This is a genomic window from Agrobacterium sp. MA01 (assembly GCF_009650195.1).
Classification (GTDB): Bacteria; Pseudomonadota; Alphaproteobacteria; order Rhizobiales; family Rhizobiaceae; genus Allorhizobium.
On the sequence record NZ_CP045854.1, the window covers coordinates 455374 to 481689 of the forward strand.

At 59.7% G+C, this 26316-nt stretch carries 28 protein-coding genes and 1 other annotated feature; of the genes, 22 read left to right on the top strand and 6 right to left on the bottom strand.

What is annotated here, in order from left to right:
- Entirely contained in the window at positions 1–2319 is a 2319-nt protein-coding gene (gene mbhE / locus GH983_RS02085) for a hydrogen gas-evolving membrane-bound hydrogenase subunit E (protein WP_153761479.1), read from the bottom strand.
- Positions 2320–2824: 505 nt separating this feature from the next.
- Between mbhE and GH983_RS02090 the strand changes: the two genes are divergently transcribed.
- Positions 2825–3292 carry a hypothetical protein gene (locus GH983_RS02090; RefSeq protein WP_069042184.1) on the top strand — a complete coding sequence of 156 codons (468 nt, stop codon included), beginning with the start codon at positions 2825–2827 and terminating at the stop codon, positions 3290–3292.
- Positions 3293–3347: 55 nt separating this feature from the next.
- Here GH983_RS02090 and GH983_RS02095 read toward each other — a convergent pair whose 3' ends face one another.
- Positions 3348–3854: a phosphatidylglycerophosphatase A gene (locus tag GH983_RS02095; RefSeq protein ID WP_153761480.1), complete on the bottom strand. Its 507-nt coding sequence runs from the start codon at positions 3852–3854 to the stop codon at positions 3348–3350.
- Positions 3855–4278: 424 nt separating this feature from the next.
- On the opposite strand from GH983_RS02095, the gene GH983_RS02100 reads away from it, so the two are divergent.
- The 9 genes from GH983_RS02100 to GH983_RS02135 all read left to right on the top strand — a co-directional run bounded on the left by GH983_RS02100 (position 4279) and on the right by GH983_RS02135 (position 11631).
- Positions 4279–4527 (top strand): hypothetical protein, encoded by a 249-nt coding sequence (locus tag GH983_RS02100; RefSeq protein WP_153761481.1) that lies wholly within the window; start codon positions 4279–4281, stop codon positions 4525–4527.
- The gene (locus tag GH983_RS02105) at positions 4524–4811 is read left to right on the top strand and encodes a DUF1488 family protein (RefSeq protein ID WP_153761482.1); all 288 of its coding nucleotides are present in this window, start codon (positions 4524–4526) and stop codon (positions 4809–4811) included. The genes GH983_RS02100 and GH983_RS02105 overlap by 4 nt, the downstream gene beginning before the upstream one ends.
- 118 nt (positions 4812–4929) lie before the next feature.
- The gene (locus GH983_RS24225; protein WP_210251764.1) at positions 4930–5232 is read left to right on the top strand and encodes a hypothetical protein; all 303 of its coding nucleotides are present in this window, start codon (positions 4930–4932) and stop codon (positions 5230–5232) included.
- Positions 5233–5476: 244 nt separating this feature from the next.
- Positions 5477–5740, top strand: coding sequence for a hypothetical protein (locus GH983_RS02110; RefSeq protein WP_153761483.1), 264 nt, complete (start codon positions 5477–5479; stop codon positions 5738–5740).
- A 76-nt stretch (positions 5741–5816) separates the two neighbouring features.
- A complete protein-coding gene (locus tag GH983_RS02115) occupies positions 5817–6026 on the top strand; it encodes a hypothetical protein (protein WP_054150729.1) in 210 nt (69 codons plus the stop codon).
- 53 nt (positions 6027–6079) lie between these two features.
- Positions 6080–8359, top strand: coding sequence for a glycosyltransferase family 4 protein (locus GH983_RS02120; RefSeq protein ID WP_153761484.1), 2280 nt, complete (start codon positions 6080–6082; stop codon positions 8357–8359).
- The gene (locus tag GH983_RS02125; protein ID WP_069042177.1) at positions 8356–9711 is read left to right on the top strand and encodes a glycoside hydrolase family 130 protein; all 1356 of its coding nucleotides are present in this window, start codon (positions 8356–8358) and stop codon (positions 9709–9711) included. Before GH983_RS02120 ends, GH983_RS02125 begins: the two co-directional genes overlap by 4 nt.
- A 39-nt stretch (positions 9712–9750) precedes the next feature.
- Positions 9751–10914, top strand: coding sequence for an AGE family epimerase/isomerase (locus tag GH983_RS02130; protein ID WP_153761485.1), 1164 nt, complete (start codon positions 9751–9753; stop codon positions 10912–10914).
- 345 nt (positions 10915–11259) lie between these two features.
- Positions 11260–11631: a response regulator gene (locus GH983_RS02135; protein ID WP_054150725.1), complete on the top strand. Its 372-nt coding sequence runs from the start codon at positions 11260–11262 to the stop codon at positions 11629–11631.
- A 160-nt stretch (positions 11632–11791) separates the two neighbouring features.
- Here GH983_RS02135 and GH983_RS02140 read toward each other — a convergent pair whose 3' ends face one another.
- From GH983_RS02140 to GH983_RS02150, 3 genes are all read right to left on the bottom strand, one after another.
- Entirely contained in the window at positions 11792–12202 is a 411-nt protein-coding gene (locus GH983_RS02140; RefSeq protein ID WP_153761486.1) for a BLUF domain-containing protein, read from the bottom strand.
- A 215-nt stretch (positions 12203–12417) separates the two neighbouring features.
- Entirely contained in the window at positions 12418–12696 is a 279-nt protein-coding gene (locus tag GH983_RS02145) for a hypothetical protein (RefSeq protein WP_054150723.1), read from the bottom strand.
- Between the two features lie 138 nt (positions 12697–12834).
- Positions 12835–13044, bottom strand: coding sequence for a cold-shock protein (locus GH983_RS02150; RefSeq protein ID WP_069042173.1), 210 nt, complete (start codon positions 13042–13044; stop codon positions 12835–12837).
- A gap of 434 nt (positions 13045–13478) precedes the next feature.
- Positions 13479–13530: a sequence feature (sul1 is cis-regulatory element that is thought to sense ions involved in sulfur or methionine metabolism; They are found in Alphaproteobacteria), on the top strand.
- A gap of 212 nt (positions 13531–13742) precedes the next feature.
- Between GH983_RS02150 and GH983_RS02155 the strand changes: the two genes are divergently transcribed.
- The 7 genes from GH983_RS02155 to GH983_RS02185 all read left to right on the top strand — a co-directional run bounded on the left by GH983_RS02155 (position 13743) and on the right by GH983_RS02185 (position 19796).
- Positions 13743–15248 carry a SulP family inorganic anion transporter gene (locus tag GH983_RS02155; protein ID WP_153761487.1) on the top strand — a complete coding sequence of 502 codons (1506 nt, stop codon included), beginning with the start codon at positions 13743–13745 and terminating at the stop codon, positions 15246–15248.
- Positions 15249–15261: 13 nt separating this feature from the next.
- The gene (locus GH983_RS02160; protein WP_153761488.1) at positions 15262–16116 is read left to right on the top strand and encodes a universal stress protein; all 855 of its coding nucleotides are present in this window, start codon (positions 15262–15264) and stop codon (positions 16114–16116) included.
- 374 nt (positions 16117–16490) lie between these two features.
- Positions 16491–16619, top strand: coding sequence for a hypothetical protein (locus GH983_RS24445; RefSeq protein WP_256367278.1), 129 nt, complete (start codon positions 16491–16493; stop codon positions 16617–16619).
- Positions 16620–17052: 433 nt separating this feature from the next.
- Positions 17053–17526, top strand: a complete 474-nt coding sequence (locus GH983_RS02175) for a histidine kinase dimerization/phosphoacceptor domain -containing protein (RefSeq protein WP_246727474.1) — start codon at positions 17053–17055, stop codon at positions 17524–17526.
- Positions 17523–17687, top strand: coding sequence for a hypothetical protein (locus tag GH983_RS24245; protein WP_246727475.1), 165 nt, complete (start codon positions 17523–17525; stop codon positions 17685–17687). The genes GH983_RS02175 and GH983_RS24245 overlap by 4 nt, the downstream gene beginning before the upstream one ends.
- Before the next feature lie 139 nt (positions 17688–17826).
- Positions 17827–18633 carry a transglutaminase family protein gene (locus GH983_RS02180; protein WP_054148668.1) on the top strand — a complete coding sequence of 269 codons (807 nt, stop codon included), beginning with the start codon at positions 17827–17829 and terminating at the stop codon, positions 18631–18633.
- 86 nt (positions 18634–18719) lie between these two features.
- Positions 18720–19796: an AI-2E family transporter gene (locus tag GH983_RS02185; RefSeq protein ID WP_054148669.1), complete on the top strand. Its 1077-nt coding sequence runs from the start codon at positions 18720–18722 to the stop codon at positions 19794–19796.
- A 382-nt stretch (positions 19797–20178) separates the two neighbouring features.
- On the opposite strand, the gene GH983_RS02190 is transcribed toward GH983_RS02185, so the two are convergent.
- The gene (locus GH983_RS02190) at positions 20179–20559 is read right to left on the bottom strand and encodes a putative quinol monooxygenase (RefSeq protein ID WP_236759364.1); all 381 of its coding nucleotides are present in this window, start codon (positions 20557–20559) and stop codon (positions 20179–20181) included.
- 65 nt (positions 20560–20624) lie between these two features.
- Here GH983_RS02190 and GH983_RS02195 point away from each other — a divergent pair, with 65 nt between their 5' ends.
- The 5 genes from GH983_RS02195 to GH983_RS02215 all read left to right on the top strand — a co-directional run bounded on the left by GH983_RS02195 (position 20625) and on the right by GH983_RS02215 (position 26271).
- Positions 20625–21641, top strand: a complete 1017-nt coding sequence (locus tag GH983_RS02195) for a substrate-binding domain-containing protein (RefSeq protein WP_153761490.1) — start codon at positions 20625–20627, stop codon at positions 21639–21641.
- Positions 21642–21716: 75 nt separating this feature from the next.
- On the top strand, positions 21717–23255 hold the full coding sequence (locus GH983_RS02200; protein WP_069042165.1) for a sugar ABC transporter ATP-binding protein: 1539 nt from the start codon (positions 21717–21719) through the stop codon (positions 23253–23255).
- Positions 23256–23268: 13 nt separating this feature from the next.
- A complete protein-coding gene (locus GH983_RS02205; RefSeq protein WP_069042164.1) occupies positions 23269–24270 on the top strand; it encodes an ABC transporter permease in 1002 nt (333 codons plus the stop codon).
- Positions 24271–24302: 32 nt separating this feature from the next.
- On the top strand, positions 24303–25268 hold the full coding sequence (locus GH983_RS02210; RefSeq protein WP_069042163.1) for a sugar-binding transcriptional regulator: 966 nt from the start codon (positions 24303–24305) through the stop codon (positions 25266–25268).
- Between the two features lie 4 nt (positions 25269–25272).
- Positions 25273–26271: an aldo/keto reductase gene (locus GH983_RS02215; protein WP_153761491.1), complete on the top strand. Its 999-nt coding sequence runs from the start codon at positions 25273–25275 to the stop codon at positions 26269–26271.
- Positions 26272–26316 lie beyond the last annotated feature (45 nt).

Genomic DNA, 26316 nt, shown 5'->3' on the forward strand with positions numbered 1-26316 from the left:
TCACTCCTTGTTGCGGGCGGGTTTGAGGGAGCCGCGCAGCAGTCCCCAGGCGGCAATGGTGGCAATCGCGACGACGACGATCTCGCCAAGCGTATCGATGGCGCGGTAATCGACGAGAATGACGTTCACGACATTGCGGCCATAGGCTTCGAGGTAGCTCGTTTCGCCGAAGTAGTCGGAAAGACGCAGGTCGATCGGCGTGACGCCGATGGAGGCGAGCGCGATGAACATCATCACGGCAAAGCCTGAAGCGATCACGCCGTCGCGCCGGCGCTCGGAAAGCGTGCGCGAGTGCCGGCGTCGCGACGGCAGTTTGATGAGTACGGCCGTCATCAGGATCACGATCAGCGTTTCAACGGCCATCTGTGTCAGAGCGAGGTCCGGAGCGCCGTTCAACATGAAGATCACAGCCGAACCGAAGCCGACGATGCCGACAGAGACGAGCCCGGCAATCAGCGAGCGGACGATGATCGTCGCCAAGGCACCGACGACGGTCAGCATCAGGACAAGTGCAACCGAGACGCGGATGCTGCCCTCAGAGGCGAGGAAGTCGGCCGACGGGGCCGCCAGGAAGGCGATGGCCAGACCCAGGGTGACCGCCAGGACGACAAGTGTGGTGTAGCGATGCTGGTCGCCGTTCTGGAGCACTCTCGTTGACAGGCGTGCCGTCGCCAGTACGCCGTTCAGGGCCTTGTGGTAGAAGCGATCGCCGAGGAAGGCATACAGCGTGTCGTAACGACGGAGCGCGTTGTGGATCCGGGTCCACTGGATGACGATGACAGCGCCGATGGCGACGACGAGCATTGACAGGACCAGCATGGGCGTCAGGCCGTGCCAGAGCTTGAACGAAACGTCGACCGGCTGACCGAGGAGTGCCGAGGCAGCCGGACCAATGAGCCACTGTCCAGCCGGCGCGGGGATAAGGCCGATCAGAATGCCGCCGGCTGCGAGCAGTAAGGGGCCTGCCAGAAGGCCTGATGTCTCGCCATGATGGATCTCACGTTCAGCCTCGGACTTGAAGTAGAACGGACGGATCGATACGACGCCGGCCACGCCGACCATGACGGCATTGACGAGAACCGCAGCCGCGATCGGCAGGATGTTCCAGTCATTGGCAAGCTGCGCTTCGAACAGATATTCCTTCGAGATGAAGCCGACAAAGGGGGGCAGTCCCGCCATCGACAGGCTGGCAAGGACGGCAGCAACGGCGGTGACCGGCAGGAAGCGCGCGAGGCCGGCAAGCTTGTCCAATCGGGTTTCGCCGGTTGCATGGATGGCGGTGCCCGCGCAGAAGAACAGGGCCGCCTTGTAGAGCGCATGGCTGAGGATAAAGCCGACCGTGGCGACAGCTGCGACTTCGCCTGTCAGGCCGATCAGCATCACCAGAATGCCAAGCGAGGCGACGGTGGACTGGGCGAGGACCGCCTTGAAGCCTTCGGCGCGAAGTGCTTGCAAGGCAGCAACGATCATGGTCAAGGAGCCGAAGACCACCAGCGTATGTCCGAAGCCCGGCATGCCGGCAAACACACCGTCGAAGCGGGCGAGCAGGAAGACGCCGAGCTTCACCATGGTCGCCGAATGCAGGTAGGCGGAGGCGGGTGTCGGCGCGGCCATGGCATTGGGCAGCCAGAAGTGGAACGGGAACTGCGCGCTCTTGGTGAAGGCGCCGATCATGATCAGGACTGCGATCGGGATAGCCCAGCTGCTTGCGACCAGTTCGTTCGAGCGTGCGAGGACTTCCGTGAACGAGAAGGTGCCGAGCGTCATGCCGATGAGAAGGATGCCGGCAAACAGCGCGAGACCGCCGCCGCCAGTGACGATCAGGGACTGCAGCGCCGACTTGCGTGCCGCTTCCTTGTGACCGTCGAAGCCGATCAGCAGGAAGGAGGCGAGGCTTGTCAGTTCCCAGAAGACGAACATGACAATGAGATTGTCCGACAGGACGGTTCCCAGCATGGCGGTCATGAACAGCATGATGAGGCTGAGGAAACGACCGATCTCGGCGCTCGGCTTTTCGGCGAAATAGGCCCCCGCATAGATCACCACCAGCGTTCCGATGCCGCTGATCAGCAGGCCGAACAGCAGTGCGAAACCGTCCAGGCGGAACGCGAGTTCGACGCCGAGCGAGGGCACCCAGGCCAGCTGCGCGATCAACGCCTCTCCGTTCGCCACTGGAGGGAGATGCGTGAGAAGCGAGGCGAAGATGAACAGAGGTATGAGGCTTACCACCCAGCCGGTGTATCGCCCGAGCAGCGACGAGGCCGGTTTGGCAATGATGGCCCCGGCCAGTGCGATCAGTATGGTCCACTCAAAGTTCACGGTGCGAGTTCCTCTTGTTGTCCATTATCGGACAGCAAGAGGCATGCCAGTCTGAAAACACCTGAAAATCAGGGCTTTAGATGTCAGCTTTCTCGAAGTGTGTTCGGAATTCCGAATGCGAGCTATCGGAATTCGGAATTCCGAACGCGCGAATACTCTTGAAGCTTCACGACCCCGAGGACGCATTTCGTCAAAGTCTGCACGGCCGCGTATTCGAACGGAGGGGAACCATCGGCCTACCAAGACGATTTCCTAAAGTGGAATTCGGGGCAAAAGCCCCGACCGCGTTCACTCACGAACATCGCTAAGGAGAATACACATGCTCAAGTTTATAGGTAGCACCATCGGGGTCATATTTCTCATCGGATTGGCGGTCGTCGTTCTGCTCCTGATGCTGATTTTCTGAGGCCTGACGCTGCCAGCTTCAGGAGACAGTATGCCAGGGGCCGAACGCACGTCTCCGCGTACGAAGACGAAAGAGGTGATGAAATCAAAGGAGTGACAGATGACACTAAAACGCACGCTCGCGATGATGGCGATGCTCACCTGCGGGGCCGCGGCCTCGCCGGCATTGGGACAATCCGCACCATACCCTGGGAACGATGACCCTGCCGAACTCTTCGGCTACGAGATTGAGGTCAGCGAAACGGACAGTGAGCGCGTGGCCGAAAACGCGTTGCGTGCCGTCCAGCGCGCGAGAGACACGGCTGAGGAGGTCAAAATGGTCTTCGGCGCCACGCAGTTCCGGTTCGTGGCGCTGAAGCAGGACAGCATGGACGTCGTGGCACCGGAGCTCGAAAAAAGGCAATCCGACGTCTCGCGCCTGCAGGCCGCCGTAGAGAGCAGCGCATTGTTCTACACGGCGATGCGAAGCGAGGGTGTCGCCGCGAGTGATGTCATCGGTGCGGACCTTGCCGACGGAGACAGTCGCTTGAGTTCCGAAAAGCGCGTGACGATCTATCTGGCGCCGTGAGGGGTGATGCGCACGCGCGTCGGCCCTGTGCCAGCAAGTCGGTCGGTGGTCGGTTTCAACGCGATTGGCGGTTCCAGAAATGCTGGGCAACCGCCAGGACAAGGCCGACCGCGACCGCCGGGACCAGGTCATCCAGCATGACGCCCCAGCCGGATGGGACCTGCTCGACATAGGCCATCGGCCAGGGTTTCAATCTGTCGAAGAACAGGAAGAGAGCCGCAAACGGCACCAGCATCCGCCAGCCCGCCTGACGGATCAGCGAGGCACCGATCAGGAAGGCCGCCACTTCATCGATGACGATCCGGCGGTCATCCTTCACACCGGTCGCCAAATCGATCGACGACGAGACATAGACTCCGAGGGCGAAGATGAGCAAGGCAACCATCGGTACCGCGAGCCGGGGCATCTTGATGGACACGACCAGCAGGGGCAGGAGCGCGAAGACCGCAAGCCCCGCACGCAGCGGAACGACCAATCCTGTTCCGAACCAGGTGGCCATAAGCCACTGCCACATCGGAACCAGACCGACGCCTGGTGGTTCGAGAACGTAAAATTCGGCCATGGGCTCCTGGAAGCGGTTGTCGCGATTGGCGCTTTTCGCCCGCGGGGCGCGAGCGGCATATGAACCCACTTATGGAGCCTGAGGCCGAAATTCGAGACGGTCACACGAAGTTTTTCTTCATCGGCTCGGCAGTGAGCCTGGCCTGTCCACCCATGTCCGCCCCTTGTGACTTCGGATATGGCCGGCGCCAACTCTCGAGCTGTTTGTCGGAAGGAATTACGCAGGTGTCATTCTACAGAGCCCCCGAGTGCCCCACCGCACCCGATCTACGATGGCCCAGCTCGCAAGATACGCTCATTGGATGTTTCTGGGCTTGCCTTGCAATTTCAGATATAGTGTCCATATATAGATGAGTGGCAGCCATTGAACGGGCACTGCCACTTTCTGGGCGGCACTCACCCTGGCCCCAATTAAGGAGGACATCATGTCTTCCGCCTTGCATCAGCCTATCGGCAGCTTCGACATCAGCACCATCAGAAACGCATTACGGCATGCAGGCTTCCGCCATGAGGAACCACTGTGCGAACTGGACCGCGGCGCGGCGCGCCACGCGATCACCCTTTACCAGAAGGGCGTCCGCAGATCCGGCGACTTGACCCCCGCCGTCAACCTCTGGGCAGATAAGACAGTACTCACAAGGCAAAAGCGTAACGTTCAGGGATCGAGCCTGTGACCCTTGCCTTCCCCAACCCGACCCGTGCCTATGACGAGACGCGTGGTCTGATCCGTTTCATCGGTCATGATGGTCTGAACCAGGTTCTGTTTCTATTGCCTGTCGCAGTGTTTGACCGTGAGGGGGCGACCAGCCGCCGGATGGAACGCGACTATCTCCTGGCATTCGACCGCCTGCGGGATCGGATCCTGACGGCAGCGAGGCAAGCCTATCAGTCTGGGCGACGACACACGATCGAACTCGATCTCAGTGCATTCGGATCGTCCCTTCAGACGGCTGTGTGAAGACGTCAATCAGAGCGCTTTGTGAACCCACAATAGGAGCAGATCATGGTCGATCTTCAGCGGTCCACTGCAATTCGCCGGCACAACGACGGTGTCGGGCAGATCTCGCCGTGCTGCAATGTTGATTAGAAACCAGCCAGAGAACGAGCGAAGACTGGCTGACCAGGCGCTGCTGCGCGCACTGCTCCATCGCTCCAACTACTCGAGTACGGATCCGCACGCTCAGTCAGGCAGCAACTACGAAACGGAGGTGCTGATCATCAATCGCCTTCGCAACGGAATGCTGATGGCCGATATGCAAACCGCAATCTGGGAGGATGTGGTTGTCAGTGACGCCGCTGCTCTGTGGCGCTGGGAAGATGAGGGCGGAAGTCCGTGTGGTGGCGATCTGTCTGGCACAGCCGGAAAGCCAAGCACCTGATGGAGAGCTCCGACAAGGTCATCATACTCGCTGACATTCGCAAGAAGCGGATTGCAACGGCGACCTGCCGACCGAATGTCTTTGAGATCAGGTCTGGGGCTGGGAAACGGCCGGATTGCAGCATCCACGCATTCACAGCAAGGCCCGCTGTTCCGCCCAAGCAGGGCTCATGAACACGGATGACGCGAGACGCTCGGATTCTATCCGCTGCAATGTCTCGCCGTCACCACAAAAGGAGTCTCACATGTTCACGCGAACGAAAAAGAGAACCGTACAATTCAAGGCACCCTTCACGCTGACGGGTCTCCAGGGCGTGTACCCGGCGGGTGACTACGATGTCTTGGACGACGAGGAGCAGATCACCGGGATCTCCTGGCTTGCCTACAGGCGCGTCTCCATCATGATCGAAGTGGCCTCAGGCAACAAGAAGAGCTTAGTTGACATAGATCCGTCGGAACTCGATGCCGCCCTGGAAAAGGACAAGCTTCTTGCGGTGCCGGGACTTTGATCGGGAGCCGATCGTCGACCCGAAAGGCCCGCAGTCCCGCCCACGTCGCGCTAACCCTCTGAAAAGGAGAAACAGCATGCCTTCTCATCGCTTTACCATCGGCCAGATGGTCCGCCTCGTCACGACCAAGGGCCTGTCGCCTGCTGCCGCAGTCACCTACACGGTCGCGGCTCCCATGCCCGCCTATCAGAACAGCCCGCAGTACCGACTGTGGAATGCTGAACTCCATCAGGGGCGTGTCGCTCTCGAACGCGAACTCGAAGCTGTGGAACCCGAACGACTTTGATGTCTTAACCTGTGCGGCAACCAGCTTGCCATTGTGTCGGAAGGTGAACGTCCATGAACAAGCCAACGCGTATTGCCTTTATCGGCAACTCTCCCCCGCGTCAGTGTGGCATTGCCACCTTCACGGGTGATCTGTCGCACGCCATGACCGAAAGCGCCGCCGATGTGAGTGCCAGCATCATTGCCATCACGGACGAGGACCAGAGTTACGCCTACCCGCCCGACGTGATCTTCGAGATCCGGGAGTCCGAACCTGAAGACTATGTGACCGCGGCGAGGATCCTGAACGAAGGACGGTTCGACGCTGTGTCCCTGCAGCACGAATTCGGCATCTTCGGCGGACCTGACGGCGAATTCATCCTGACACTCCTGTCGCATTTGCGGGTACCGGTCGTCACGACCTGCCATACGATCCTCGCGGATCCGACACCTTCACAACACCACGTCCTGAAAAAGGTCGCCGCGCACTCCAATCGCATTGTCGTTATGGCGGAGCGCGGACGTCTCTTGCTCACGCAGGTTTATGGGGTTGCGCCAGAGAAGATCGACGTCATCGCGCATGGCATACCGGATCGCCCCTTTCATGATCCGGAATTGGCCAAAGTCGAACGGGGCTACGCGGGACGACCGATCATCCTGACATTTGGCCTGCTCTCTCCGAACAAGGGGATCGAGGTGGTGATTGATGCCATGCCCGCGATCCTGGAGCAGAATCCTCGGGCGCTCTACATCGTGCTTGGCGCCACCCATCCGACATTGCTGCGCAAGCAGGGCGACACCTATCGGGACAGCCTGCGGCACCGTGCGGAAAAGCTTGGCGTCGACCACGCCGTGGAATTCCTCAATCAGTTTGTGGACCTGCCGACACTGCTCGACTTTATCGCCATGTGCGACGTCTATGTGACGCCTTATCTCGACGAAGCGCAGATGACGTCCGGAACGCTTGCCTATAGCTTCGGCATGGGCAGCGCGGTCGTATCGACCCCCTACTGGCACGCCCTGGAACTTCTGACGGATGCACGCGGCGTTCTCGTTCCATTTGGCGACGCATCGGCGACCGGCAAGGCGATTGGCGATCTGCTGGGAGACGATGAGCGTCGTATGGCCATGCGCCACCTCGCATACGATGCGGGACGTTCGATGATCTGGTCCCATGTGGCCGTGCTCTATCTGGAGAGCATGGCAAAGGCGCGCGAATCCTTTCGACCGAAACTCGTCAGCGACCTCGTCTCGTTGCGGATTACGCGGCCCGCGCAGCGAACGGCGTTGAAGCTCGGTCATCTCCACGCCATGTGTGACGATACTGGCATTGTTCAACATGCCGTCTTTTCTGTGCCAGACAGGTCCCACGGTTACTGCGTTGACGACAATGCGCGGGCGCTGCTTTTATCTTCTCTGCTGTCGAAAGCTGCTGAGATTGGAATCACCGATCGGATGACGGCGTCATTCGCAGCCTTTGTCGAACATGCGTGGAATCCGGATACGGGCCGTTTCCGCAACTTCATGAGCTATGATCGCCGATGGCTCGAAGACGAGGGATCCGAAGATAGCCACGGGAGGACGCTCTGGGCCCTGGGTTCCTGTGCGCTGTCGGATACCGATGCGCCTCGCCGCCGCTGGGCAAGTGCGCTCTTTGCGAAAGCCATGTCGGTTACGCTCGACTTTCGCTCTCCCAGAGCCTGGGCTTTCACGCTCCTCGGCTTGAACGACTATTGCACGGCCAATCCCCACGATCCCCACGCACGTATGCTGCGCGTTCGGCTCGCCGAAAGTCTGATGGATCTGGAGCGGCGTGTGTCGAAGAACGGTCGCCGCTGGTTCGAGGAGGGCCTCTCTTACGAAAACGCGAGACTGAGCCAGGCTTTGATTGTCACGGGGCTTGCTACCAAAGTGTCTGCCTTTGTCGACACCGGCCTGGCTACCCTGCAATGGTTGATGGTCCAGCAGACTGCAGAGGCAGGTCACTTTCGCGCCATTGGCACGGAAGGCTTCTTTGAAATCGGCGAGCCGCCGAAGCCATTCGATCAGCAGCCAGTGGAGGCAACGGCAACCATATCGGCATGTCTTGCCGCCTATGACGCCACCTCCGACAAGCACTGGATCGAGCTTGCCAACAGCACCTTCAATTGGTTCACGGGCAGCAACGATCATGGGATCTCCCTTGTCGATCCGGAAACGGGAAGTTGCCGAGATGGCCTGCATGCCGACCGCGCCAATGAGAACAGAGGCGCTGAATCCGTGCTCTGCTATCTGATCTCTTCAATCGAAATCGGCAGAGTTCATCTGGCACACACGCCCGTGCTTCCCCGGGTCGTTTTCCGGCAATTCTCATGAGCCGGGTTACCCCATATCCAGAGAGAGCAGGTTCCCTTTTGCCCCAAGACAACCTTCTGAACCGGCAGGCTCTTTATCTCAGGCCCGACCCGACACGCGTGATAGTACGCCCATTCAAGCCATCGACCGAGCCGCGCCACTTCAATCCCCGTGACAAGAGCAGGGCGAACGAGATCGTCGATCGTGTTCTGTCGCTGGACCCGATCGCCACGGCCAACCAGTTGCGCGATATCCTCGCCAATTTCGACACACGACATCGCAACCTGTTGCGGCAGTTCGAGCTTCGGGCGGATGCGATGGAAGATGCATTCCACCATCATCAGCAGTTCAGTCAGCAACAAAGGCAGTTGGTCGGGGCCTATTTCATGAACGAGTATTCGTTCGAATCCGCCGCCCTCTTCAATCCCAGTATCGTTGCGCATCCAGATCAGTCTGGTGTCGCCAAGGGTAGCAGGCGGGTGATCCTCAGCCTGAGGGCTGTCGGAGAGGGCCACATCTCTTCGCTAACCTTCCGCTCGGGTGTGCTTGATCCGGATGGTGATTTGGCCATCGATCCTCCGACACGTTTGGCGGGGCTGCCGGTTATTCATGCACATGACGGGCTCGCGCCTGCCGGCTGTATCGGGCTCAGCTTCAACCGTGACAGCGACCTCAGTGAGCGCGTTGTCTTTCCGGTCACCGAAGCCCAGTCCAACGGCATTGAGGATGCCCGTTTCGTGGCCTTCGAGGACGAGGGCGAGACGATCTATTTTGCCACCTATACGGCCTATAGCGGCTCTTCAATTCGGTCGGAACTCCTTGAGACGAAAGACTTCGCGAGCTTTACCCTGACCCCTTTGCGCGGCCCTGCTGCCCGCAACAAAGGCATGGCGCTCTTTCCTCGGCGGATCAACGGCCGCTACGCGATGATCGCCCGGCAAGACAGCGAAAACCTCTTTATCCTCTATTCTGACGATCTGCTTCACTGGGAGGAGGGGCAGATGCTGATGAAGCCGGAATTTGCCTGGCAGTTCGTACAAATCGGAAATTGCGGCTCGCCAGTCGAAATCGATGAGGGCTGGCTCCTGTTCACCCACGGGGTGGGGCCGATGCGACGCTACGCGATCGGGGTGACCCTGCTCGACAAGCAGGACCCAAGCATCATTCTCTCGCGGACAGTCGAACCCCTGCTGCAGCCGGAACCGACCGAGCGGGAAGGCTATGTGCCCAATGTAGTCTATTCCTGCGGTGCAATGCGACACGGCGATCTGATCGCCCTGCCTTATGCCGTGTCGGACACCTACTCCAACTTCATGACGATCAAGATCCGTGAGCTTCTGGAAACGATGCGTCCCGTCGGGGCGACGTCATGACGACGAAGGGTATCGCAACGCAGCCGAGAGGAGTTCCATGTGAGCCTGTCGCTTCTCAAATCACAGTTCCTTCAACAGATTTTGCCGACCTGGGCCGCAGTGGGCTACGACGAGCGCTGCGGTCAGTTTGTTGAACATCTGGAACTCGACGGATCAGCCCAGACATCCGGAGAGGTGAGGACGCGAACGGTAGCGCGGCAGATCTATGTGCATGCGCATGCGGCGCATCTCGGCGTCGCCCCGCCCGCATCACTTCAAATGGCTGAGGCGGCCTTTGCCAATCTCCACCGCGTCGCCTGGATTGGCGGTCCGCGTGGCGGTTACGCTCGCGCCTTCAATCGCCATACCGACAGCATCACCGACCCCATCCGCGACCTCTATGACAGTTCCTGTATCCTGCTTGCCCTCTCCTGGCTGCTGACCGCGACTGGCAAGGACATGTACCGTCATCATATCGATCAGGCTCTCACCGCGATCGACCAGACATTGAAGGATCCTTTTGGCGGGTGGGCCGAAGACAGCGACGGAAGCCTGCCGCGCAGACAGAACCCGCATATGCATTACCTCGAAGCGGCCTTGGCCCTATGCGAAAACAACCGAACATCCGCTCACATGAGCGCCGAAGGTCGGGCCTTCGCACTTCTGGGCTCACATTTCCTGGTCGGACCGAAGGGGCCGCTTCACGAGTTCTTCGGGCCGCAATGGGAACTCGCCGCCCGCTACGGATCCGATCGGCTGGAACCTGGTCACATGTGCGAATGGGTATGGCTGACCACACGCCATGACATGCTGGCCGACAGCGACCACGGCAAGATCTGCCTCGATCTCCTCTCGACCGCTCTGGCGATCGGGCGCATCGAGGGTTCACCCTTCCTCGTCGATGTCGTCTCGGCGATCAGGCCCATCACTCCGTCGCGGAGACTCTGGCCTCAGGTGGAGATGCTGAAGGCGTTCTTGTCACTCTATGAGCGTTTCGGTTTCCAAGGATATCTCGTCGAGGCAGACGACGTGGCTGCTGCTATCCTGGCAGCCTACATGACCGGAGCACCTCCCGGTTGCTGGCATGACCGGCTTGATACGAATGATATGCCGATTGCCCAGACAATCCCCGCAAGCTCGCTCTATCATCTCTGGACTGCCGTAGCGGATCTGGTCGAAGATGGCAGGTACGCCCGCTCCCGGTCCATCGGTGGAACAGCCTGACGTCTTTGAGACGGGGAAACGAGGCGCTGAATTCCGCCGATTTCGCGCAAACCGGGGCGCATCTGGCCGAGCAGCCCGACAGGTCCGAAGTGCCAATCATCATTGCACTGGAGCGAGCGGCACCCCTTGCTCATATTCGAAGCCAATGTGAAGATTGCTGGCGAGGGCCTGTCGAACGCATTAGCGCGAATTAATTGCCATCTGGAACAGTCTGTCTACGCAAGCGGTCGTAACCATCGATAAAATAAGCCGAACATAGAAGGATCGAATAGCCTGAGAGCGCGTTGCCTGTGATGGCGCACTTAATTGGCACATGCGCAACGTATCAGACAGAAAGCATAGGCAATGGCGCAGAAGGGGACCACAGTTATTGTCGTTGAGGACGAAACGATCGTCCGCATGGACATCGCAATGTCGCTTGAGGATGAGGGGTTCATCGTGCTCGAAGCGTCCAATGCCGACGAAGCGATAGGACTTCTCAATGCGCATGCAGAAATCAGGCTCATGTTCACGGACATCGACATGCCCGGTAGTATGGACGGCCTGAAGCTTGCAGAGGCCGTGCGTGACAGGTGGCCTCCGGTCAAGATCATCATTGCTTCAGGACACCGGCAGTTGCGAGATGATCTTCTTCCGATAGAGGGCAAGTTCTTCAGCAAGCCGTATGACCATGCCCGCATCATATCGGCCATCCGAGAAATGCTCGCACCATTATAGGCATCCGCTTGGGAAGCGGACTTCTCATGGGCTCGCATTCATCGCTGTTTTGGTGCGGTCGGCGCCTGCCTTCTCGAGCCTCCCGATATTGAGGCGTTTTCGAAGATGGCGCTCCTGTCTCATCGCGGCAAGCGTCCGAAGCAGCTTGCGGGCAGGGGTGTCACTTGTCGTCAGCAGCTCCGCTGCTGCGAAGTTTTAGGAAAAAGCTCGTTATTTCTTCCGGAGTCGTTCGCTCGAGGGCACCGCCTGCAATCTCGCTTTGCGACCAGATCCATGTCGCCGCCGGATCGTGCAACATGGCCCATTCTGCGAACGTTCGCTCTGTTACATGTTCAGCAACATGCACCTTGACGTCGAGGTGGCGGTCGTCGCGCTCAATGCGCTCAAGGGTCTTGCGCACCTCCAGCTCGGGGCCTTCAAGCCACTGCAGGTAGATGTCTGCGCGGCAGATAAGGGCACCTGTAATGCCGTCACGGACATTCGCGCGCCGTGCCTCCATCAGGATCCCGTCTAAAATTGAGCTGTCATAGCCAAAGGGTTGTGACGTGTAGATGGCCCGAAACACATCCATGCGCTCTTGTCTCCTGTCTTTGGGACGCCCTGATCGACACACCCTCGCACCGTGGCATTCGAGCAGTTTCGCAAGGCGGCGTCTACCAGATACCTCGTCGCATCGGGCGTTTCGACCATAGCAGGGTCAGGCGTCAAATATAGTATCCAGCCTCAACTCGGCATATCAACAAGCGAGCCGACCAGAGGGCGCCGGGACCAAGTCGAGCTTCTGGATCAAACCTTGTCGTAGGTGAACGAGGTCAGAAGCGTTGTCACGAAATTGCTGGCCTTTTCCTTGACCAGGACTTCCGTCCACTCGTCGGTACCTCGAAGCACCAAGCCGCTGTAGATGCTGTCGACCGCTGTCTCCTCGATCCGCTTGACATGCGATCTGAATGCGGGCTCGTCACCAGACATGTACATATCGCGTACGACGACCCTCAGGATCTCTTGAATGGCGATCTGCCAGGCAGTGTTGATCGCCTGAAGTTCTGCTGCTGCTGCTTGTGTCATGAAGGCTCCCGTCTGCAGTCCGGTATCGGCTGCGAGTGAGGCATAAAAAAAGGCCAGGCAATTGCCTGACCTTCATTGGTCTCGCGCTCTCACCCTGCCAGTACATCCGTGGTCAGAGGAAAGCAGATCCCTGATATATCAGGCGGCCTGAAGGTTGCAGGCCGACATCTTGCCCGACTTATTGTCGCGCTCCATGTCGTAAGACAGCTTCTGGCCTTCGACGATTTCGCGCATGCCGGACCGTTCAACAGCCGAGATGTGAACGAATGCGTCCGGGCCGCCGTTGTCAGGCTGAATGAAGCCGAAGCCCTTGGTGGAATTGAACCATTTTACTGTGCCAGTGGTCATGATGAACCCTTTCGTAGCAATAGGAGAGACCCCCGCGCGATTGCGCAGCGGATGGTGATAGCGATGCTTTAAAGGGAGGGTTCGTTCAGGGCGCGGTGCCAAACGCGCGATAACCAAAGCTCAGCAGCAAAATATCGATGACTCCTTCTATGAGTGTTTCAGAAGGTTGTCAACCTTTGGTTTTGTCATTGGCGAGTTCAGTTTTAGGTGGTCCCATTCCGGAACTCATTTTCGCTAAGCGCCTTCCCTTCGGTCATTCAATTCGTGATCCCTCGCTGCTGGATGCAGACCTACTGCTAATGGAGCTTCCCTGTAGCCATCGAGCGAAACTAAGGCCAAAGGCCCTACCTTCGACCCGTTCGCTGCGACATCAGCCTGGGCGAGGGATTTTTCACTTGCCCTTAGGCCTGTTTGCCGCAATATTGCCACCATCAACCGGACCCGCAAAGCGGGTGGCTTCTCCGGGCGCCTATCCCCCGGCAACCAGCTGACTCCTGCCCATATCTCTATCGATATCGCTGCAGCGAGTATTCCGATTGGACATCCCCAATGACCATGACGGCCTGATTGCGCCATAGAACCGACGTCGATCACCACGGCGCTCGCCGTGCTTATCATGCTCACATTCTGTGCGCGCGACGTCACGCATCCATTCACAATTGACCCGCCGCGCTGACGGACTCCCAAGCGTCGCCGGCATGGAGAACACACACTTGAATCGCGATTATATAGGAACCCTCAAAGCCGAATGGTTCGGCAACATCCGGGCAGATGTTCTGGCCGGTCTCGTGGTGGCACTCGCCCTCATCCCCGAAGCCATCGCCTTTTCGATCATCGCTGGCGTTGATCCGAAGATTGGCCTCTATGCCTCCTTCTCGATCGCTGTCCTTATCGCCTTTGTCGGCGGTCGTCCTGGCATGATCTCGGCCGCCACTGCCGCCACCGCAGTCCTCATGGTCACGCTGGTGCGCGACCATGGCCTCCAGTATCTCTTGGCGGCGACCGTCCTGGCGGGGCTGATCCAGATCGTCGCGGGTGTTTTGAAACTCGGTTACGTCATGCGCTTCGTCTCGAAGTCCGTCATGACCGGCTTCGTTAACGCGCTCGCCATTTTGATCTTCATGGCGCAACTGCCGGAACTGATCGACGTGCCGATGCTCACCTATATCATGGTCGCCGCCGGTCTCGGGATCATCTATCTCTTCCCCTATGTCACCAAGGCTGTGCCGTCGCCGCTCGTATGCATCGTGGTACTCACGGCGCTCTCGCTCTGGTTCGGTTTCGACATCCGCACCGTTGGCGATATGGGTGAGCTGCCGTCGACATTGCCGATCTTCCTGATCCCGCAGATCCCGTTCAACCTCGAAACACTGATGATCATCCTGCCATATTCCATCGCTGTGGCAGCCGTGGGTCTTCTGGAATCGCTGATGACGGCTCAGATCGTCGATGATCTGACCGACACGCCGAGCGACAAGAACCGCGAATGCGTCGGCCAGGGCATCGCCAACACGGCAACAGGCTTCATCGGCGGCATGGCCGGTTGCGCGATGATCGGCCAGTCGATCATCAATGTGAAGTCCGGCGGTCGCGGACGTCTATCGACCTTCTGCGCCGGCGTCTTCCTGCTTTTCCTGCTTCTTGTGCTGGGTGATCTCGTGAGCCAGATCCCGATGGCAGCACTCGTCGCCATCATGATCATGGTCTCGATCGGCACCTTCTCCTGGTCCTCGATCAAGAATTTGAGGGATCACCCGCGGTCGTCGTCGATCGTGATGATCGCGACCGTCATCGGCGTCGTCTACACCCACAACCTCGCCATCGGCGTGTTGATCGGTGTGCTGCTTTCGGCCGTCTTCTTCGCCTGGAAGATCTCGCAGATTTTCCGCGTTACTTCGGCTGTGTCGGCTGACGGCATGCATCGCACCTATACGGTCGAAGGGCAGGTGTTCTTTGCCTCCGTCGAGGACTTCAATAAGGCCTTCGACTTCAAGGAAGCCCTCGACAAGGTCACCATCGACGTCAGCCATGCCCATATCTGGGATATCTCCAGCGTCGCGGCCCTCGACATGATCGTGCTCAAGTTCCGTCGTGAAGGCGCGGATGTCGAAATCATTGGCCTCAATCAGGCAAGCGAGACCATCGTCGACAAGCTCGCCATCCATGACAAGCCCGGCGCCATGGAACGTCTGATGGGCCATTGAGGGAGGATCAAAAATGACAAGAATACTCGGATTGATCGACGGCTCGCCCTATGCCCAGAGCGTATGCGACCACATTGCCTGGATCGCAGGCAAAACCGACGTGACCGTCGAACTCCTCCACGTGATCGGCAGGCGGGATCTCGCCTCCGAGCCAGTCAACCTCAGCGGCAATATCGGGCTGGGTGCCCGCACGGCGCTTCTTGAAGAACTGGCAGAACTTGATGCGCAGCAGGCCAAGGTTGCCCACAAACGTGGACGTCTGTTGCTCGACGAGGCAAAGGCCCGGCTCAACGATGCTGGCGTTGCCAATGTCGAGACGAAGCTGCGCAACGGTGATCTGGTCGAGACCGTGCTGGAATTCGAGGCCAATGCCGACATCATCGTTATCGGCAAGCGTGGGGAGGGTGCGGACTTTGCCAAGGGCCACCTCGGATCCAACCTGGAACGTGTCGTGCGCTCGACACAAAAGGCGATCGTCATTGCCTCGCGCGCCTTCAAGCCGGTCGCCAAGCTGCTGATCGCCCATGACGGCGGCACGATGGCGATGAAGACGGTCAACCAGGTGTCCCGCAGCCCGATCCTTGACGGTCTCGGCTGCACAGTGGTGATGGCGGGTTCGGACACGAGCGAGAACCGCAAGAAGCTCGATGATGCTGCTGTGATCCTGAAGGCCGCGGGCTACGCCCCGGAAGTCGCACTCGTGCAGGGCGCGCCCGACAAGGTGATCTCGGAGATGGTGGAAAAGGAAGGCTTCGACCTCCTTGCCATGGGGGCCTACAGCCATTCCCGGCTGCGCTCCCTCTTCATCGGCTCGACGACGACGGAGATGATCCGCTACTGCAAGGTGCCGGTCGTCATCTTCCGCTGAGATCAGGACGGGCGGGTAAAATGCCCGCCCTCTTGCCCGGAAGAAAACCATGAAAACGATCGAGGATCCCGATATCGTCGAGGCGTTCAAGTGTCGTCTCGAACACGAGCTGATTGAGATGGTTCCGCTGATTGACGAAAGCCGCGAATATCGAGCTCCAGTCTAGCTGGATCAGCAGAGCGTGGGACGATTATCCCGCATGGACGCCATGCAGCAGCAACCCTGGCCGAGGATCTCAACCCTCGCCGCCGAACCCCGGTTGCCGGTAGCGCGTCAGAAACTGCTGCGTTACACAAGCACCGCTCATCCGTTTCGATCACGTTTCGTCAACGTGCAGGTCTTGCCTCGGGCGCATATCGTTTTGGAAAGTGCCAATGGTTCGCAGCTATTGCGATTTCGCCAGCGCGAACGGGCAGCAGCTGCTGTTCGGTGCGCTGTTGATGGCGCTTTCAAGCTTCGGGCAGACCTACTTCGTCTCTATTTCCGCGCAGCGTTCAATCTGACCGATGGTGGTCTCGGTGCCACCCATGCAGCCGGAACCTTTGCCAGTGCGCTGAAGCTGACATCGGCAGGGCGATTGATCGACTATACGAGCGTTTGCCGGTTCACCTGACCTCTGCGGCGGAGGTACGCGCCACGCTCTCCCTGTGATCAATCCGTCGTGCCGAGATCCTGTATGCAAGCATCGCACGTCCTGCTCAGGGGATCCTCCGAGAGGATCATGAGATGCACCATATCATCAGGCCACAGGCGGGAGTTGATCGGCATCAAGACGGCTGAAATCGGCGGCGAACTTCTGTGCGAAGGTCGTCAAGCCCATGGCAAACAACACATGTCGATTGTTATGGCCAAAGGGAACAACGAGGCGTAGTATTTCTTGGTGGCCGGGCCAGAAGTCAATTGCGATAGTCAGCCTTGCCATGGAGGGGGTAGCCGATGCAGCAATTCGGGGACCCGAATGACGCGAAAAGGCTCGCGCTCGCTATCGGGGAAAGCATACCGGAACCCTTCTTTGTGCTCGATAGTCATATGCGGCTGGTTGCAGCGAACGCTACCTTCTTCGAGGCCTTCGAGTTCGACAGGGATGTCGCCAAGATCGGACGCCGCACGCTCCTGATGTCGGCGCGAACCGTCGATTATGGCGGATCATCCGCCCCGAACACGCTGCTCGCGTTTCGCGACATCACTGAGGCAAGGCGGGCGGAAGCTGAGAAGCAGGCACTGCTGGAGCGCACGGAAGAATTGCTCGTCCAACAGCACGTTCTCTTTCAGGAAATGCAGCACAGGGTGGCCAACAGTCTGCAGATCATCGCCAGCATTCTGATGCTCAAGGCCTGCGCCGTGACGTCCGAAGAAAGCCGTCGCCATCTCGAAGACGCCCGCCAGCGCGTCATGTCGGTCGCAGCGTGACGGAAAAGCCGACTGAGCCCGGATCTGGTCTCGGATCTTTGATCATCGAGGCGCTCGCCAAGCAGCTCGATGCGCGGGTCGAGATTGCATCCAGCGACAAGGGCATGAGTGTCACCGTTGCCCATGCGACGTTCCACTCGAACACGAGCACCGCAGCCTGAGGCTTTTTCAGCTGTATGGCGGCGGGGTGACGCTGACAAGCGTCTCCATTTCGGGATCCGGGGATGGAGCGGAACGCCGCGGCGCGTCAACCGTTGCCATGAGTAGACTGGCTTGGCGAGATTTCAGAAAGACGATGGCGTGAAGATCCGTGCAGGGTTTAACATCGAATACGCGTGTCAGAACGAGACTCCGATGCTGCTCGTCCTCAAAATTCACCCGTCGCGGGAACGGGATCTGTGCAGCGAACAAAACCTCTCCTTCAGCCGCCCGATTTCCCAGCGCGATTATCTCGATGCTTACGGCAATGCCTGCAGCCGGATCGTGGCGCCTGCTGGCCGAACGATGATCTCGGCCCAATTCGATGTGAGCGACAGCGGCCTGTTGGAAGCCCTGCCCGAACAGGCCGTTCAGCTTCCAATTCAGGACTTGCCCGACGATGTCCTGGTTTTCCTGCTGGGGAGCCGTTACTGCGACACGGACCGTCTGGCCGATTTTGCCTGGAAGCAGTTTTCCGAGACGCCTTTGGGCTGGCCGCGGGTGAAGGCCATCTTGGACTTCGTCCATGGGCATCTTGTCTTCGATTATGACAGGGCCGACCCTACCCGCACGGCTCATGGCGGTTTCATGGACCGGACAGGCGTCTGCCGCGATTTCGCGCATCTCACCATCACGCTCTGCCGATGCCTCAACATCCCAGCCCGCTATTGCACCGGTTATCTCGGTGATATCGGCGTGCCGAAGGATCCGCATCCCATGGATTTCAGTGCCTGGTGCGAAGTCTATCTCGGCGGTCGCTGGTGGACCGTCGATGCGCGCCACAATGTCCCGCGTATCGGGCGCATCCTGATGGCGAGGGGGCGTGATGCCACGGATGTTGCGCTCTCGACAGCCTTCGGGCCAGCAACGCTGACGCATTTCGAAGTCGTCACGGAAGAAGTCGACTGACGACCATCAGGCACCTGGCGCGATGGACGAAGACCTCGAACCATCGCCATGGGCGCGAGACCGAGCCGACAAAGGAAGGTGCCCAAATGACCATTCAGCGAGCAAGCTTCTATGTGCTGCTTTTCATCATAACGATTGCCTTCGTGTGGCTTCTCATTCCCTATTACACAGCGGTGTTGTGGGCCGTCATCCTGGCGATCCTTTTCTTCCCGGTCCATAAGCGGCTGGAGCGGTGGCTGGGTGGTCGCGCAACCGTGGCGGCATTGCTGACGCTGCTTCTTTGCATCTGCCTCGTCATCCTGCCGGCTCTCGGCATCCTGGCATCCCTCATTCAAGAAGGGACGAGCCTTTACCAGCGCATCAGCAGCAATGAAATTGACCTGAACGCCCATCTTCTGCGTTTGCAGGCGGTGCTTCCGGAGTTTGTGGGCACCTGGCTGACTTCGCTGAAGCTTGATGGCTTTGCCGAGTTGTGGGCACAGCTCTCGTCCGGCCTGATGGAGGCAGGCCAGTCAATTGCAGGCGGAGTACTGAGCTTTGGTCAGAACACGCTGCAATTCTTCATAGGCATGGGGCTGATGCTCTACCTTTTGTTCTTCCTGTTTCGGGATGGCGCATCCCTTGCAAAGACCTTGCGCCACTCGATTCCGCTCAGCGACGACTACACCCGGCAGTTCGTCGACAAATTCGCGGCGGTTGTCCGTGCCACGGTCCGTGGCAATGGAATCATCGCGATAGTCCAAGGTGTCATCGGCGGACTAACCTTCTGGGCCCTGGGCATAGAGGCGGCCCTCCTTTGGGGCGTTGTGATGACGTTTCTCTCGATGCTCCCGGCCATTGGCGCCGCGATCGTCTGGTTGCCGGCCGCTATCTGGCTTTTCCTCATTGGTGCCTGGATCAAGGGGATCGTCATGGTCGCGGTCGGCGCTCTCGTTATCGGTCTGATCGACAACCTTCTGCGTCCTCCCTTGGTCGGGCAGGGCGCGAGACTGCCGGACTATGTCGTCCTCATTTCGACCGTCGGTGGAATCTCGCTCTTTGGCCTGAGCGGTTTCGTTATCGGGCCACTCATTGCGGCGCTGTTCATTTCGGCATGGTCACTGTTCACGCTACAACAACAGAAACCGGCATCGGCTTCGGTCAGGTCCGGCATGGAGGGTTAAGCGAAAGGTCGCGCGTGCCGATTTCGGCTTGGGCATCAGTTTTGGGCATCAGGTCGCCGACGACGCCAAAACGGGATCCGGGATGACGGAAAAACTTAGGAATCAGGGCTTTTGGGGGGAATTGGCTGGGGATCCTCGATTCTCCCATGATTTCTGACGCTTGGAAAAATTGCCTTTGATTTTCCTATGGTTTTCCTGCCGCGAGCGACCGTGGATGCCATCTTTGCGCCTCGGTTTTGGGTTGACGTCAACATGACGGGTGAGCGGCAATTATATCCGCGTCTGACCCATCATGTGCTTCCGTGATTCTATTGTCGTTGCAAGACCTGAAACTCTCACGCTTTCGAAGGCTAATGCTGCAGTCACCCGGTGACGTGCCGCATCAGACCGGGGCATAACGCTCGATCGTCAACGTCAGCGATGCCGTGGCCTCCTTGAATCGCCGGAAGTGGTCCGATGCCCTGTGGGTCGCAAGCGCCGCTCCGTTTTCAAATTCTTCGAGGACCAGAAAACCACCGGCATGCTCGCAGCACTGCAGAATGTCGAACATTCGGTTTCCGGGTTCTTCGCGGCTCAAGCGCTGCAGATCCTGAAGGGCACTCAGCAGGCTATCTGCCTCCAGAGGTGCACAGGTCATCCGCAGATGCACGCCAATCGACCGTCGCTGTTGGTTCATGTGATCCCCCTGCGTGAAATAAATTTCAGAAACAAAAATATTATGCAGACGTGATTGACGCAAGCCCTTCGCCGCGATATTGATCACGTCATGCAATAAATTGCTTAAGGCGATTTTTATTGCAGTTGATCACCATCTCTGGGAGGGGAAAAATGCTGAAGTCTCTGAAGGCCGCCACCGCCATCGGCCTGATTGCCGCCGCCGCCGCCATTGCCGGGGCCGTCGCGCCGGCCAACGCCGAAGGAAAGTTTGCCTGCGAGCCGGGCGAAACCTATGTCATGAACGTCATGGTCTCCGGCCATCCCTATTGGGTCCCGGTCTTCGAAGGCTTCAAGCAGGCGGCCAAGGCGCTGGGCTGCGAGGCTGCCTTTACCGGTACGCCGGAATACGACATCACCAAGCAGATCGCCTCTTTCGAGCAGGAAGTGGTGAAGAAGCCGAAGGGCATCCTGCTGCATCCGATGCAGTCGGATCCGTTCATCGAGCCGATCAACCGGGCCATCGACTCCGGCATCTCGGTCACGACCTTTGCGGCAGACTCGCCGAAGTCCAAGCGCACTGCCTATATCACCTCCGACAATGTCGCCGAGGTGAAGTTTGCAGCCGAAGAAATCGTCAAGGCGCTCGGCGGCAAGGGCGAATATGCGGTTCTCGAAAATCCGGGCCAGAGCAACCACGACCTGCGGGTGACCGCACTCATCGACTACATGGAGCGAACCCATCCGGACATGAAGCTGGTCGGGCGCCAGGCGACCAACCAGGATTCCAACGCGGCCTATCAGGCGGTCTCCGCCATGCTGCAGGCCAATCCGAACCTCGGTGCTCTCTGGATCCCCGAAGCGGGTTCGGCAGAAGGCGCGGTTGCCTCCGTGCTCGAAGCCAAGAAGAAGGTCCTGATCCTGCACGCCGACATCACGCCCACCACGCTCGAGCACATCAAGCAGGGCAATATCCACATGTCGATCAATCCGAACCAGGGCATCCAGGGCTTCATGGGCTTCATGAATACCTTCCTCGGCGCCCATCCGGAACTGATCGACCCGTTCAACGACTACAAGGTGTCGGGCTTCAACCCGATGCAGGTTCCGTCGATGGACAATGGTTTTGCGGTCATCACCAAGGCGAACGCCGCATCCTTCGACCTCAACGAATACATGAAGGGGCGCTGAGCGCCGACCTGCATGACCCCGGCGGCGCGTCGCGCGGCGCCGGGGAAGTCGAAGTGATGGAAGGGGAGGGGTGTCATGGCGGAGGTCGTCCTCAGCATGACGGATGTGCACAAGTCGTTCGGACCGGTCCAGGCCCTGCGTGGCGCCGAACTGGAACTGCGTCGGGGCGAAATCCATGCGCTGGCCGGCGAAAACGGTGCGGGCAAGTCGACGCTGATGCATATCATCGACGGCATCCTGCAGCCCGACCGTGGCGAGATCCGTCTCGACGGCGCTCCCGTTCGCATCGCTTCGCCGAATGCCGCCAACCGGCTCGGCATCGGCTTCGTCCACCAGGAAATCGCCCTTTGCCCGGAGATCTCCGTCGCCGAAAACATGTTCATGGCGGAGACCGGCCGCAGCCGGACCCTTTTGATGGATTACCGCGCACTGGTCGTCCGCGCCGGCGAGATCCTCAAGGAAATCGGCGATATCGATCCGAGGCGCCGTGCTGGCGATCTCTCGATTTCGCAGCAACAGATCGTCGAGATCGCCAAGGCGCTGACGCTCGACTGCCGCATTCTGATCCTCGACGAGCCGACGGCGGCCCTCACCGAAACCGAAGCGCAGACGCTGTTCAAGATCATGCGTCGCCTCGCCGATCGCGGCATCGCGATCATCTACATTTCCCACCGCATGGCGGAGATCTTCCAGCATTGCGACCGGATCACCATCATGCGCGACGGCTGCCACATCAAGACGGCGGAAATCGCGGCGATCACCCCGCAGGATGTCGTCAACAGCATGGTCGGGCGCGTGCTCGACAAGCTCTATCCGCCCAAGCAGGCGCCGGATGCAAAGTCCGACGATGTTATTCTCTCGGTGCGCAATCTGACCGAAGGGCGAAGGGTCTCCAACGTCAGCTTCGACTTACGCAAGGGCGAGATCCTCGGCCTGGCCGGCCTGATCGGGGCGGGGCGCAGCGAGATTGTGCGCGCCATCTGCCGGCTGGAAGGCAAGGCCGAGGGCGAGGTGGTGCTGAAGGGCCGGAAACTTTCTCTCCGCGACTATCGCGACAGCATTCGCGAGGGGCTGGTCTATGTCTCCGAGGACCGCAAGGGCGACGGCCTGTTTCTCAACATGTCCATCGCCAGCAATGTCTCGGCGCTTGATCTCAAGCGTGTGGCCAATCCCTTCGGCCTGATCAGCCGCCGGCAGGAAACGACACGCGCCGAGCACTACGGGACGCGGCTGAAGCTGCGCTCCAACGGGGTGGGCGACGCCGTCAACACGCTGAGCGGCGGCAACCAGCAGAAGGTCGCGCTTGCCAGAATGCTGTCGGTCGAGCCTGAGGTCGTGTTCCTCGACGAACCGACCCGTGGTGTCGATGTCGGCGCCAAGGCGGAAATCCATCGCCAGATCAGGGACCTCGCCAATGAGGGCGTTGGTGTCGTCGTCATATCCTCGGAACTCCCCGAGCTCATCGGGGTGAGCGACCGTGTGCTGGTGGTCCGCGAGGGGCGCATTACCGGAGAGGTCACCGGTGCCGAGATGACCGAAGAACGGATCATGCAGCTTGCATCGATCAGCAGTCAGTTGACCCAGGGCGATGCGTCGCCCCACGGCGAAGCATGAGGGAGTGGGACAAATGGTAACGATCGAAACACAGCATCACGCAGGCTCGGCCGCCGAGCGCCGCGCACAGTGGTGGACACCTGCGATCAAGGCGCGCGAGACAGGCCTGATCGTCATCATCCTGACGTTGTTCACGGTGATGTCCTTCATCTCACCCTACTTCCTGACGGTGGATAATCTCCGGGCCATGTCCATGGCCTTCGCGGTCGAGAGCATCGTGGTGGTCGGTATGACGATCCTCTTGATCTCGGGCGGCATCGACCTGTCGGTCGGCTCGGTTACGGCGCTGGCCATGGTGGTCGCCGGCTGGCTCTTCCTGAACGGGATCGATCCCTGGGCCGCTGCCGCCTTTGCCATCGCTGTCACCACCTGCATCGGCATGTTCATGGGCTTTCTGACCACCGTGGTCGGCCTGCACCATTTCATCGTCTCGCTCGGCGTCATGGTGATTGCCCGCGGCATCTGCCTGCTGGCGACGGGTGGTCGACCGCTCGGGCTCTTCTCCCTGCCGCCGGAGTTCAAGTTCATCGGCCAGGGCGCTGTCTACGGCATCCCGCTAGTCATCATCATCTTCGTGGTCGTCGTGGTGTCCTTCGACTTCCTGCTGCGCCGGACAACGGCCTTCCGCAAGGTCTTCTACACCGGCAGCAATCCCAAGGCGGCCGCCTATTCCGGCATCCGCGTCGGCCGCGTCGTCTTCGCCACCACCACGCTCTGCTCTGCGCTTTGCGGTGTGGCTGGCGTCATCTACATGGCCCGCTTCGGCTCCGCCCAGCCCAGTTTCGGCGTCGGCATGGAACTGAACGTGATCGCCGCTGCCGTCATCGGTGGCGCCAGCCTCTCGGGCGGTGCCGGCACCATCTTCGGTGCGATCCTCGGCGCGGTCCTGCTTTCGGTGGTTTCCAGCTCGCTCGCCTTGCTCAATGTGTCGGTTTACTGGCAGGACATCATCAAGGGAAGCATTCTGCTCACCGCCGTGCTGTTCGACCACTACCTGGTCAAGCGCCGCCGCTGAGCAGCCGGGAAGCAACGAGGAGATGACGCGTCATGGTGGACAACAGGGATGAATTCGATCAGCAGCGCCAGATGTATTCGGTCCTCGTCCTGCATTTCATCGAGGGTGTGAAGCAGTCGGAGATCGCCGAGAAGCTCAACCTCTCGCATACGAAGGTGAACCGTATGATTGCCGCTGGCCGCAAGGCAGGCATGGTCAAGATCAGCATCTCCAGCCCCTATCAGCGGCTGGTCGATATGGAAAACGACGTCACGCAGCGCTTTGGCCTGAAGCAGTCTGTGGTCACGCCCACCGTATCGGATAATCCCGAGACGACGCTGCAGATGGTCGGACGAGTCGCGGCCAACCATCTCCTCGAAACGCTTCGCGACGGCGACGTCATCGCCATCACCGGCGGCAAGGCGGTGAGTGCCGTGGTCGAAAACCTCGAGGCCGAGCGCCGTTTCGATGTCCGTGTCGTGCCGCTGACCGGCGGCGTGCAGGGAAAGCATTATACCGACGTCAACCACCTGGCGACGCAACTGGCCGACAAGCTTGGAGGCACCGCGCAGCTCGTCCATGCCCCGCTGTTTGCCGAGGACGATAAGCAGCGCGACCTTCTGATGAATGTCGCCTCGATCCGCGAGGTCTTCGATCTGGCACGCCAGGCGACCGTGGCCCTTGTCGGTATCGGCTCCGTCCAGGCACCAGGCTCCGGCTATTACGACCTGTTGCCGGATCCGGCACGTGGCGGCCAGGCGCTTGTTGACGCGGGCATTGCCGGGGAATTTCTGGCGCATCTGATCAAGGCGGACGGTTCGCTCGCCGAGATCGATCTCAATTCGCGGGTCGTCGCACTCGACCCGGCAGACCTTGCCAACTGCCCGACCATCATCGGCGTCGCGGCAGGCAGCCTGAAGGCGGGCCCGGTGGCAGCAACCCTTGCCGGACGGTTTTTGACCTCGCTCGTGGTGGACGAAGAAATCGCCCGGGCACTCGATACACATGGGGAAGGATGATCCGGTGACGGACCAAGGCATACTCAACAGGCCCATCGGCCAAAGTGGCATCAAGGCATCGGCAGTCGGGCTCGGAACCTGGGCCATCGGCGGCTGGATGTGGGGCGGCACCGACGAAAAGCAATCGATCGACGCTATCAGGGCCTCGGTGGATGCCGGCGTCTCGCTCATTGATACCGCACCCGCCTATGGCATGGGGCTGGCTGAAACGATCGTCGGCAAGGCGATTGCAGGCCAGCGCGACAAGGTCGTGCTCGTTTCCAAATGCGGTCTCGTCTGGCATGTCGGCGAGGGGACCTACTTCTTCGAGCAGGCCGGCAAGCCGGTACACCGCTATCTCGGGCCGTCCTCCATCCGCTACGAAGTCGAACAAAGCCTGCGCCGTTTGGGCACCGACTATATCGACCACTATGTCACCCATTGGCAGGATGCGACGACGCCGATTGCCGAGACGGTCGGGGAACTGCTTCGCCTGAAGGACGAGGGCAAGATCCGCTCGATCGGCGCGAGCAATGTCTCAGAGGCAGATCTGGCCGCCTATCTCGCAACCGGTGCGCTCGACGCGATCCAGGAGGAATACTCCATGGTGAAACGCGATATCGAGACGAGCTTCGTTCCGACCTGTCTCGACAACGGGGTTTCCATTCTCAGCTATTCGTCGCTGGCGCTCGGCCTGCTCTCGGGCAAGATCGGTCCCGAGCGCATCTTTGCCGACGATGACCAGCGGCATGGCAATCCGCGCTTCAGCCTCGGCAATCGGGAGAAGGTCGCTCGACTGATGCATGTGATCCGCTCGATCGCTGACCAGCACGAGGCATCGGTTGCCCAGGTGGTCATCGCCTGGACGCTCGCCCAGCCGGGCATCACCTTCTCGCTATGCGGTGCGCGCGACCCCACCCAGGCGATCGAGAATGCCGGTGCCGCACGCTTGCGCCTGACCGAACATGAAGTGTCGACCATCACGGCCGGCATTAGAGACCATCTGGTCGAACTCGACCGGTAACCATCACAGACCACAACAGAGAATTGGGACGTTGGCCTCAAAACC

What these genes read in the sequence shown, in the direction of transcription:
- GH983_RS02090 (WP_069042184.1), top strand. Translation starts at nt 2,825, where the DNA reads ATGACACTAAAACGCACGCTCGCGATGATGGCGATGCTCACCTGCGGG.
- GH983_RS02095 (WP_153761480.1), bottom strand. Translation starts at nt 3,854, where the DNA reads ATGGCCGAATTTTACGTTCTCGAACCACCAGGCGTCGGTCTGGTTCCG.
- GH983_RS02100 (WP_153761481.1), top strand. Translation starts at nt 4,279, where the DNA reads ATGTCTTCCGCCTTGCATCAGCCTATCGGCAGCTTCGACATCAGCACC.
- GH983_RS24225 (WP_210251764.1), top strand. Translation starts at nt 4,930, where the DNA reads ATGTTGATTAGAAACCAGCCAGAGAACGAGCGAAGACTGGCTGACCAG.
- GH983_RS02110 (WP_153761483.1), top strand. Translation starts at nt 5,477, where the DNA reads ATGTTCACGCGAACGAAAAAGAGAACCGTACAATTCAAGGCACCCTTC.
- GH983_RS02115 (WP_054150729.1), top strand. Translation starts at nt 5,817, where the DNA reads ATGCCTTCTCATCGCTTTACCATCGGCCAGATGGTCCGCCTCGTCACG.
- GH983_RS02120 (WP_153761484.1), top strand. Translation starts at nt 6,080, where the DNA reads ATGAACAAGCCAACGCGTATTGCCTTTATCGGCAACTCTCCCCCGCGT.
- GH983_RS02125 (WP_069042177.1), top strand. Translation starts at nt 8,356, where the DNA reads ATGAGCCGGGTTACCCCATATCCAGAGAGAGCAGGTTCCCTTTTGCCC.
- GH983_RS02135 (WP_054150725.1), top strand. Translation starts at nt 11,260, where the DNA reads ATGGCGCAGAAGGGGACCACAGTTATTGTCGTTGAGGACGAAACGATC.
- GH983_RS02140 (WP_153761486.1), bottom strand. Translation starts at nt 12,202, where the DNA reads ATGGATGTGTTTCGGGCCATCTACACGTCACAACCCTTTGGCTATGAC.
- GH983_RS02145 (WP_054150723.1), bottom strand. Translation starts at nt 12,696, where the DNA reads ATGACACAAGCAGCAGCAGCAGAACTTCAGGCGATCAACACTGCCTGG.
- GH983_RS02150 (WP_069042173.1), bottom strand. Translation starts at nt 13,044, where the DNA reads ATGACCACTGGCACAGTAAAATGGTTCAATTCCACCAAGGGCTTCGGC.
- GH983_RS02155 (WP_153761487.1), top strand. Translation starts at nt 13,743, where the DNA reads ATGGAGAACACACACTTGAATCGCGATTATATAGGAACCCTCAAAGCC.
- GH983_RS02160 (WP_153761488.1), top strand. Translation starts at nt 15,262, where the DNA reads ATGACAAGAATACTCGGATTGATCGACGGCTCGCCCTATGCCCAGAGC.
- GH983_RS24445 (WP_256367278.1), top strand. Translation starts at nt 16,491, where the DNA reads ATGGTTCGCAGCTATTGCGATTTCGCCAGCGCGAACGGGCAGCAGCTG.
- GH983_RS02175 (WP_246727474.1), top strand. Translation starts at nt 17,053, where the DNA reads ATGCAGCAATTCGGGGACCCGAATGACGCGAAAAGGCTCGCGCTCGCT.
- GH983_RS02185 (WP_054148669.1), top strand. Translation starts at nt 18,720, where the DNA reads ATGACCATTCAGCGAGCAAGCTTCTATGTGCTGCTTTTCATCATAACG.
- GH983_RS02195 (WP_153761490.1), top strand. Translation starts at nt 20,625, where the DNA reads ATGCTGAAGTCTCTGAAGGCCGCCACCGCCATCGGCCTGATTGCCGCC.
- GH983_RS02200 (WP_069042165.1), top strand. Translation starts at nt 21,717, where the DNA reads ATGGCGGAGGTCGTCCTCAGCATGACGGATGTGCACAAGTCGTTCGGA.
- GH983_RS02205 (WP_069042164.1), top strand. Translation starts at nt 23,269, where the DNA reads ATGGTAACGATCGAAACACAGCATCACGCAGGCTCGGCCGCCGAGCGC.
- GH983_RS02210 (WP_069042163.1), top strand. Translation starts at nt 24,303, where the DNA reads ATGGTGGACAACAGGGATGAATTCGATCAGCAGCGCCAGATGTATTCG.